Source organism: Bacillus sp. JJ1533, assembly GCF_036965045.1.
GTDB lineage: Bacteria > Bacillota > Bacilli > Bacillales > Bacillaceae_L > Ferdinandcohnia.
The window spans coordinates 122,431-131,520 of sequence record NZ_JBALOV010000014.1; the positions used below are offsets into that span (position 1 = coordinate 122,431).

7 protein-coding genes are annotated in these 9,090 nt (G+C 38.0%); 2 read left to right on the plus strand and 5 right to left on the minus strand.

What is annotated here, in order from left to right; all coding sequences use genetic code 11:
* Positions 1 to 49 precede the first annotated feature (49 nt).
* The 5 genes from V7138_RS07960 to gndA form a co-directional block, all read right to left on the minus strand.
* Complete coding sequence (locus V7138_RS07960) at positions 50 to 1,522, minus strand: gluconokinase (protein WP_335395807.1); 1,473 nt, start codon at positions 1,520 to 1,522, stop codon at positions 50 to 52.
* A gap of 116 nt (positions 1,523 to 1,638) precedes the next feature.
* Positions 1,639 to 2,439 (minus strand): ATP-dependent sacrificial sulfur transferase LarE, encoded by an 801-nt coding sequence (gene larE / locus V7138_RS07965; protein ID WP_335395808.1) that lies wholly within the window; start codon positions 2,437 to 2,439, stop codon positions 1,639 to 1,641.
* A 78-nt stretch (positions 2,440 to 2,517) separates the two neighbouring features.
* On the minus strand, positions 2,518 to 3,288 hold the full coding sequence (locus V7138_RS07970; protein ID WP_335395809.1) for an SDR family oxidoreductase: 771 nt from the start codon (positions 3,286 to 3,288) through the stop codon (positions 2,518 to 2,520).
* Between the two features lie 65 nt (positions 3,289 to 3,353).
* On the minus strand, positions 3,354 to 4,622 hold the full coding sequence (locus tag V7138_RS07975; protein ID WP_335395812.1) for a lactate racemase domain-containing protein: 1,269 nt from the start codon (positions 4,620 to 4,622) through the stop codon (positions 3,354 to 3,356).
* 186 nt (positions 4,623 to 4,808) lie between these two features.
* Positions 4,809 to 6,221, minus strand: a complete 1,413-nt coding sequence (gene gndA, locus V7138_RS07980; RefSeq protein ID WP_335395813.1) for an NADP-dependent phosphogluconate dehydrogenase — start codon at positions 6,219 to 6,221, stop codon at positions 4,809 to 4,811.
* Positions 6,222 to 6,570: 349 nt separating this feature from the next.
* Between gndA and ilvD the strand changes: the two genes are divergently transcribed.
* Positions 6,571 to 8,250: a dihydroxy-acid dehydratase gene (gene ilvD, locus V7138_RS07985; protein WP_335395815.1), complete on the plus strand. Its 1,680-nt coding sequence runs from the start codon at positions 6,571 to 6,573 to the stop codon at positions 8,248 to 8,250.
* A gap of 135 nt (positions 8,251 to 8,385) precedes the next feature.
* On the plus strand, positions 8,386 to 8,928 hold the full coding sequence (locus tag V7138_RS07990) for a transcription repressor NadR (protein ID WP_335395817.1): 543 nt from the start codon (positions 8,386 to 8,388) through the stop codon (positions 8,926 to 8,928).
* The last annotated feature ends 162 nt before the right edge of the window (positions 8,929 to 9,090 follow it).

The following is a 9,090-nucleotide window of genomic DNA, read 5'->3' on the forward strand; positions in this document are numbered from 1 at the left end:
ATCGATGTATACCTAAAGTAAAGCGCCAGTATCAAACTGACGCTTATGTTTAGAAATGTTTGATAATATCTTTTCCAATTGCTTCATATTTTGCATAAATCGCTTTGTATTTCTCATGATTTTCGCGATTTGGTACAACAGGTTCTCCCATTGGAATATTGTTCTTGATTTCTTCAAAGGAATTCACTTTACCGATACCTACTAATGCGGTCCAAGCTGCTCCCCATGCTGCACTATGATGGCTTTCTGGGACATAAACCTCTTTACCGAACACATCAGCAAGCATTTGAAGCCACAATGGTGAACGTGCCAATCCACCGTTTACATAAAGCTTTTCAGTTTCTCCGGCTTGTTTTTCTAATGCCTGTCCAATTTGGTAAAGATTAAATGTAATTCCCTCTAACACAGCACGAACAAAGTGTTCAGTTTTATGGGTAACAGACATTCCAAAGAAGTTCCCACGGGCTTGTTGGTTCCATAATGGAGCGCGTTCCCCATTTATGTAGGGGTGAAAAAATAAACCTTCAGCACCAGGGCCAACCTTTGAAGCTTCTGCAGTAAAATGATCAAAGCTTTCCTGGTAATTAAGTAGCTCTTTTAACCATTGAAGGGCAATTCCACCGTTATTCGTAGGACCACCAACAATAAAATATTCATCAGTAAAAGCATAACAAAAGGTTTCATGCTTTTTATTCGACTGGAATCCTTTTGTAAATTGGCGAATGGCTCCACTTGTGCCTGCTGTAACAGCAACTTCACCTGGAGAAATCGCTCCAATTCCTAAATTAGCAAACTGACCATCTGCTGCTCCTATGATAAATGGCATTTCACTTGAGATGCCCATTTCATCTGCAATTGTTGGATTAATCTCGGTTAATCGATAAGTTGGTGGGACAATTTCCGATAGCATGTCTTCTCTGATTCCCGCCTTAGTAAGCACTTCACTATCCCATTGAAATGTTTTTCCATTAAACATTCCTGTTGCAGACGCCATGGAATAATCAATAACCCGCTTGCCAAACCATTTTAATAGTAAATATTCTTTAATTGATAAGAAATAGCTAGCTTGGTTATATGGAATATAATCAATTTCCTTCATCCAAATGAGCTTTGCTAATGGTGACATCGGGTGAATCGGCATACCTGTTCTTGAAAAAATTTCAAGACCATTTGATTCCATAAGTTCATTTGCTTGTTTTGTACTTCTGCCATCTGCCCATATTAGTGCTTGGGAAAGAGCTTCTCCATTATCCGCCATACAAATGATGGAATGCATGGCAGCTGAAATACCCAAGCTAATGATTTCTTCTTTATTTACTTTCGCTTGCTGAATGGCCATATTGATTGCTTTTACAGCAGAGCGCTCAATTTCATCAGGGTCTTGCTCCACCCATCCTTGCTTGGGGTAGTAAGAGGTAACTAGATCCTCAGCTTCTGCAACTACCTTCCCATTTAAAGTAAAGATAACTGCTTTTGCACTGGTTGTCCCAAGATCGAGACCTATGACGTATTCATGTGACATACTACATCTTCCTTTACACGTTCTATCGTATATTTCTTGTTAGTTTGTGACTTAATGTTACCATATTATTCTTTACAAAGAAAAAGCTTTGGAAAGGAAACCAAAGCTTTTTCTGCTTAAGAAAGGACTTTATTCATACTTCCACTCTTGTAACCTACTAAATCTAGTGTTATATATTTATAGCCAATTGAATTCAATTCTTTTGTAATGGCCTCATGATTTTCTAGAACTTTTTTCATGTCGTTAGGTTCAACCTCAATCCTTGCAATCTCTTGATGGGTACGAACACGAACCTGACGAATTTGAAGAGATTTAAGATAAGCCTCTGCTTTTTCGACTTTCGTTAATTTTTCAATCGTGATTTTTTCACCGTAAGCAATGCGTGAAGAAAGACATGCAAATGATGGTTTATTCCAGGTTGGCAAATCGAATTCACGAGAGAGTTCCCTGATTTCATCCTTAAAAAAATTTGCCTCCTGTAACGGACCGCGAATTCCTTTTTCCTTTGCCGCCTTCATACCCGGCCGGAATTCATTCATATCATCAGCGATGACTCCATATACCACATTGTGATATCCTTCACGTTCCATAACTGGAATGAGATGATCAAAAAGACTGCTCTTACAGAAATAACAACGATTTCGATCATTTTCAGTATAGCCAGGAATAGCTAGCTCCGATGTTTCAATGACACGATGGTTGGCCCCTATTTTTTTTGCAAGGACTTGAGCTTCCTTTAGCTCAGTTGAAGGATATGTTTCTGAATCAGCAGTTACCGCTAACACATTTTCTTTTCCAAGTGTGTCGACAGCAACTTTTAATAAAAAGGTACTGTCAACTCCACCCGAAAAGGCAACGACAACTGATTCCATCTCTCGGAGAATTGACACAAGCTTTTGATACTTTTCTTCAATCATTGTCTTCTCCCCTTCTCTCCCGGTTGTTTTAGTCTCTTTCTATTTATATCATTTAATAAACGTATCAGAAGTATAATTTTAGATGGTCATGCTTCCAAATCCGCCATCAACGCGAATGAATGTACCCGTTACGAAGCTAGAAGCATTTTCAGAAGCTAAGAATACAGCAGCTCCTTTAAGTTCATCAGGGTTACCGAAACGATTCATTGGAGTGTGACCCATTATGGATGCAACACGCTCTTCACTTAAAATTTTACGGTTTTGTTCTGCAGGGAAGAATCCTGGAATAATTGCATTGACACGAATGCCATTTGGTGCGAATTCTCTTGCCAAGAACTGAGTCATGCTGTTTACACCAGCTTTTGAAACTGAGTATGTAAATACTTTAGATAGTGGTGTAGTTGAAGATACAGAAGAAATATTGATAATACTTCCTTTGCGTCCCTTATCGATCATTTTCTTTGCAAAGATTTGAGTGGCTATAACATAACCTTTTAGGTTTACATCCATGATTTTGTCATACTCATCCATATCAAGTTCAAAGAAAGGAGTTGGACTATTCATACCTGGCGCATTTAGGAGGATATCAATTCCACCAGACCAAGCTTCAATTTCTTTCGCTGCATTCTCAAGTGATTCACGTGATAGTACATCAGCTGTGAAAGCTTTTGCAACTCCGCCTTCTGCTTCGATTTCTTTTACAACTGCTTCTGTTTTTTCAAGGTTACGTCCAACGATTGCTACTTTTGCGCCATGTTCAGCAAATCCTTTACAGATTGAAGAACCTAAAACACTATTTCCACCGATAGCTACAGCTGTTTTTCCAGTTAAGTCAAATAATTTAGTCATGTTTATTCCCCTCTTTTATGATGTTATTAGTCATTGTTAGCAACTGGGGGATTAATCCCCCAATATTAGAAAAGGTTGCCGTTTTCGTCGAAATTGAATTCGTAAAGGTCTGATGCCTGTTCAATATTTGGATGTTGTTTAATGTAATCTAATAGGGCTTCGGAAACTTCAATTTCGCTTACATGCAATGTATCTTTAATACGAACCATTTTTACCTTTGTGAAATCTAGGATATTACAAGTTTTGATGGCTGCTTGAATTGCTTCTTTGTCATTTGGAAGTGTTGTTGCAATTTTCGTCGGAGCAACCACTGTTGAAGTTAGTCCATTTGCATAAGTGAATTCAAGGTCCATTTTGTCAACAAGTCGTTGAGTTGTGAAGTCTGCAGTACCAACACCATTCGCATTTCCTTCTGTTTCAGGAGTTAGGTTTAACACAACCATTTTGTTCACGTCAGGTCCACCATGTGCATATGGGGTTGGGTAACGTCCCGTAATATTTGGATCCATCCCGTCACCGCTAATATTTTTACCGATTTGATCAATGACAAGAACATCGATTTGATCAAAGAATAGCTTTGGAAGTAATTGTTTTGCTTGTGCTTGAAGTTCAGGTTCTTTTTCAATAATTTCATTCGTAAGCATAACTTCAATTCTTGCAACCCTGTCGAACGCATTTTCTACAGTCGCAACACCAAAAAGAAATGGTGTTTTTTCCATAATCATCTGTGCCATGGCAGGAACATTTTCGGCCATGTACTTAAAGCCTAATTGATGACATGCTTCCGCACCTTTTTGCTTACCAAGTCCAATGCTAATCATTTTTTGAATTCCACTTTCAACAGAGCCGCGGAAAGCTGTATGTGGTTTTACACGATTAATCACAACAATACCGTCAGCTTCAGACGCAAATTTATCAATGTAGACAGGTAAGCCGTTTGGTAGTTCACCTAGCTTAATAACTTCCATAGAAGATCGGATTTCACATCCTACACTTTCTTCTGTTACGCCAAGATGTTTTAAAACATCACGTTGACCTTCACCGGTCGCACCGCCATGGCTACCCATACTAGGTACGATAAAAGGCTTGCCGCCCATGTCTTTAATGAATTGAACAGTTGTTTTCGTAATGTCAACTAATGCATCAATCCCACGGCTTCCAACAGCAATCGCAATTTCCATGCCTGGTTTAATGGTTTGTTTTACTTCTTCTCGATGTAATTTATTTGTTAATTCTTCAACAAGATTTTCAACTTTACTATCATCAAAATGCTGTTTGACTTTAAGCATTTTTGGAACTGGAATATCCTTTAATAACTCTTGGAGAATACCCATGCTTAAGACTCCCTCCTATTAAAACAATCATCTAAAAACAGTTTACGCATTTATGAAAGCGATGTCTCTTTTTTTGCACTATAAAAATGGAAGCCCAAATTATGTAGGTGTAATCCCTTACATCCAAAATGTAATTTATATTTAAAACAAAAGCCGGGGTTTCAATGTTGAAACCCCAACAATGGTTTATTCCATCCAGTTTGTATGGAAGACTCCTTCTTTGTCAACGCGTTGGTATGTGTGTGCACCGAAGTAATCGCGTTGTGCTTGAAGAAGGTTCGCAGGTAATGTTTCAGTACGGTAGCTGTCATAGTACGCAATTGCACTAGAGAAACATGGAACAGGAATTCCTTTTTCCACAGCTACTGAGATAACCTTACGTAATGATGTTTGGTAACCTTCTGCAATTTCCTTAAAGTAAGGATCTAATAGTAGGTTTGCTAATTGTCCGTCACGGTCATATGCTTCTTTGATTTTTTGTAGGAATTGTGCACGAATGATACATCCGCCACGGAAAATCATTGCAATTTCACCGTATTTTAAATCCCAGTTGTACTCTTCAGATGCTGCACGCATTTGAGCGAAACCTTGTGCATATGAAATGATTTTACTTAAGTATAAAGCTTTACGAACTGCTTCAATTAGTTCTTGCTTGTCTCCGTCAAAACCTTCCGCTGATGGACCAGAAAGAACTTGACTTGCTTTCACACGCTCATCCTTCATTGCTGAAATGAATCGAGCAAATACTGATTCAGTAATGATTGGTAGTGGAACACCTAAATCAAGAGCGTTTTGGCTAGTCCATTTACCTGTACCTTTTTGACCAGCAGTGTCAAGGATGACATCAACAAGTGGTTTGCCTGTTTCTTCGTCTTTTTTCTTGAAAATATCTGCAGTGATTTCAATTAAATAACTGTCTAGCTCGCCTTTATTCCATTCAGCAAATACTTCATGAAGTTCATCTGTGCTTAAACCTAGCACATTTTTAAGGATGAAGTATGCTTCACAGATTAATTGCATATCTCCATATTCAATACCGTTGTGAACCATCTTTACGTAATGACCGGCACCATTTGGTCCGATATATGTACAACAAGGGTCACCTGATACTTTTGCAGAAATTGCTGTTAAAATTGGTTCAACAAGCTCGTAAGCTTCTTTTTGACCACCTGGCATAATTGAAGGACCTTTTAATGCTCCCTCTTCACCACCAGAAACGCCAGTTCCGATGAAGTGGATACCAGTAGATTCTAATTCCTTGTTACGACGAATCGTGTCTTGGAAGAATGTATTACCACCATCAATTAGAATATCATTTTCTTCAAGATATGGCTTTAAAGATTCAATTGTTGCATCAGTTGCTGGACCAGCTTTAACCATTAATAAGATTTTGCGTGGCTTTTCTAGTGAATTAACAAATTCCTCAATTGTTTTTGCACCAACAAAGTTTTTGCCGACTGCTTCATTTTTCAGGAACTCTTCTGTTTTCTCGTATGAACGGTTAAAAACAGCAACAGAGTATCCTCTGCTTTCTATGTTTAACGCTAAGTTTTTACCCATTACTGCTAAACCAACTACACCTATTTGTTGCTTAGACATATTAATATCAAACCTTTCTACTTATGTAATAAAGATAGAAAACAAATCATGCGTTTATTTTGTGTATCTTTTAAAGTGATTATAACAATTTATTTTAAAAGATGATAACTTAACGAAATAATTAATTTGTTTCCTAAACTAACTATTTATATTATAGAAGAATATCCTCTTTAAATCAATGCGTCAACTGTTGAAATTTGTAGAAACTATGAAGATTTTAAACTATTAATTTTAAAATTCTCAAAAAAACTACGTAATTAATTAATTGATTATCTTAAAAATAGTGTTACAATGAGTAATAATTTAAATTTTTTGATTTTGTTGTATTTTTTGATTGGAGGTAATTATTTTGGCAGATTTACGTAGTAACATGATTAAATCAGGAATTGACCGAGCTCCACATAGAAGTTTGCTTCGCGCTTCTGGAGTTCAAGAAGAAGATTTTAACAAACCTTTTATCGCAGTTGTAAACTCATATATTGATATTGTTCCAGGACATGTTCATTTACAAGAGTTTGGAAAAATCGTAAAAGAAGCGATTCGTGAAGCTGGTGGCGTTCCATTTGAAATGAACACCATTGGTGTTGATGATGGAATTGCAATGGGTCATATTGGAATGAGATATTCCCTACCGAGCCGTGAAATCATAGCTGACTCGGTTGAAACAGTTGTTGCTGCACACTGGTTTGATGGAATGGTATGTATTCCAAACTGTGACAAAATCACTCCAGGAATGATGATGGCTGCAATGCGTCTTAACATCCCTACTATCTTTGTCAGTGGTGGTCCAATGAAAGCTGGTCGTGATGCTGCTGGAAATCCACTTAACCTAAACTCAGTATTTGAAGGTGTAGGTGCCTATCAATCTGGTAAAATTGATGAAGCCAGATTGACGGAAATCGAACAATTTGCTTGTCCTACATGTGGTTCATGTTCAGGTATGTTTACAGCAAACTCCATGAATTGTTTAGCAGAAGGACTTGGTCTTGCTCTTCCAGGTAACGGTACAATCCTGGCAGTATCAGAAGAAAGAAAAGAATTTGTTAAAGAATCAGCAAAGCAATTAATGTATTTAATAGAAAAAGATATTAAGCCACGTGATATCGTAACTGTGGATACAATTGATAATGCATTTGCATTAGACATGGCAATGGGTGGATCTACAAACACGGTACTTCACACTCTTGCATTAGCTAATGAAGCAGAAATTGAATATTCATTAGAAAGAATCAATGACATCGCAGCTCGTGTTCCACACTTAGCGAAAATTGCCCCTGCTTCCGATCATCATATAGAAGATGTTCACAATGCTGGTGGCGTTAGTGCAATCATCAATGAATTGCTCAAAAAGCCAGGAGCAATTAATGGAGATTGTTTGACGGTTACAGGTAAAACATTACGAGAAAATGTAGAAGGCTGTGAAATTACCGATCACAATGTAATCCGTCCACTTGAAAATCCTCATTCTGAAACAGGAGGATTGGCTATCCTATTTGGTAACCTAGCTCCTGAGGGTGCTGTCGTTAAGGTTGGTGCGGTTGATCCAGAGGTTGGCGGATACCACAGAGGCCCTGCTGTCTGCTATGATTCTCAAGAGGATGCTCTATCTGCTATCATTGTTGGTAAGGTAAAAGAAGGTGATGTCGTTGTGATTCGCTATGAAGGTCCTAAAGGCGGTCCAGGAATGCCAGAAATGCTTGCCCCTACTTCACAAATCGTTGGCAGAGGCCTTGGAGCAAAGGTCGGCTTAATTACGGATGGACGCTTCTCTGGTGCATCTCGAGGTATCTCCATTGGGCATATCTCTCCAGAAGCTGCAGAAGGCGGACCAATCGCATTCGTTCAGGATGGAGACATGATTGAGCTTGATCTAAATAATCGTTCAATCACTTTAGAAATTTCAGATGAAGAATTTGAAAGACGTAAAGCGGAATGGAAAGGCTTTGAACCAAAAGTGAAAAAAGGCTACCTAGCTCGCTACTCTAAACTTGTAACAAATGCTAGCACTGGCGGAGTAATGAAAATTTAATATAACTTGAGTAAAACAGCCTGATTCAACTGAATTAGGCTGTTTTTTTGGAGTGCGAGAATTGTGTTGGATAGAACTTGTTGATAAAATATAGGATAAATGGAGGCTCTTATAGCTTTAAATGGAGTGAAAAAAATGAGTACAGATAAAAAACTTTTAGGAGAAAAACGGAGAGAATCGATTATCAAATGGTTAAGGGAAAGCCCCACCCCGATCATTGGTGAGGAACTTTCAAACCGAGCAAATGTAAGCCGCCAAGTCATTGTTCAGGACATCTCGTTATTAAAGGCTAAAAATGAGCCGATTGTAGCAACAAGTCAAGGTTATATCTATTTGCAGGAACAGCCGCAACAGGATTATATTTCACGAATTATTGTCGTAAAACATGCGCCTGAACAAACGGCTGAGGAACTTAATATATTGGTCGATAACGGAGTAACTGTTCGGGATGTCATTGTCGAGCATCCTGTTTACGGGGATATTACAGGATCATTAATGATTAAGAATCGGTTTGAGGTAAAACGTTTTATAGAAAAATTATCAGCAACAAATGCCTCCCTCCTCTCTTTATTGACAAATGGGGTGCACTTACATACGATTGAAGCGGATTCTGTTGAAAAACTAGACTCAGCCTGTGAAGCATTACGTGAAGCGAATATTTTATTTAGTGATCAGTAAGTTAAAAAAAGCAACAGCCTCGTTTAAAATGTACCCTATAGAGTAGACACATAAAAAAAGTCTACCTATAGGGTACTTTTTTGTATAATTAAGAAACACAACTACAGAATTACAACAGGGACTGGGGAAAAAGATGAGTAAAAAGACTTTTACAGATAAAGA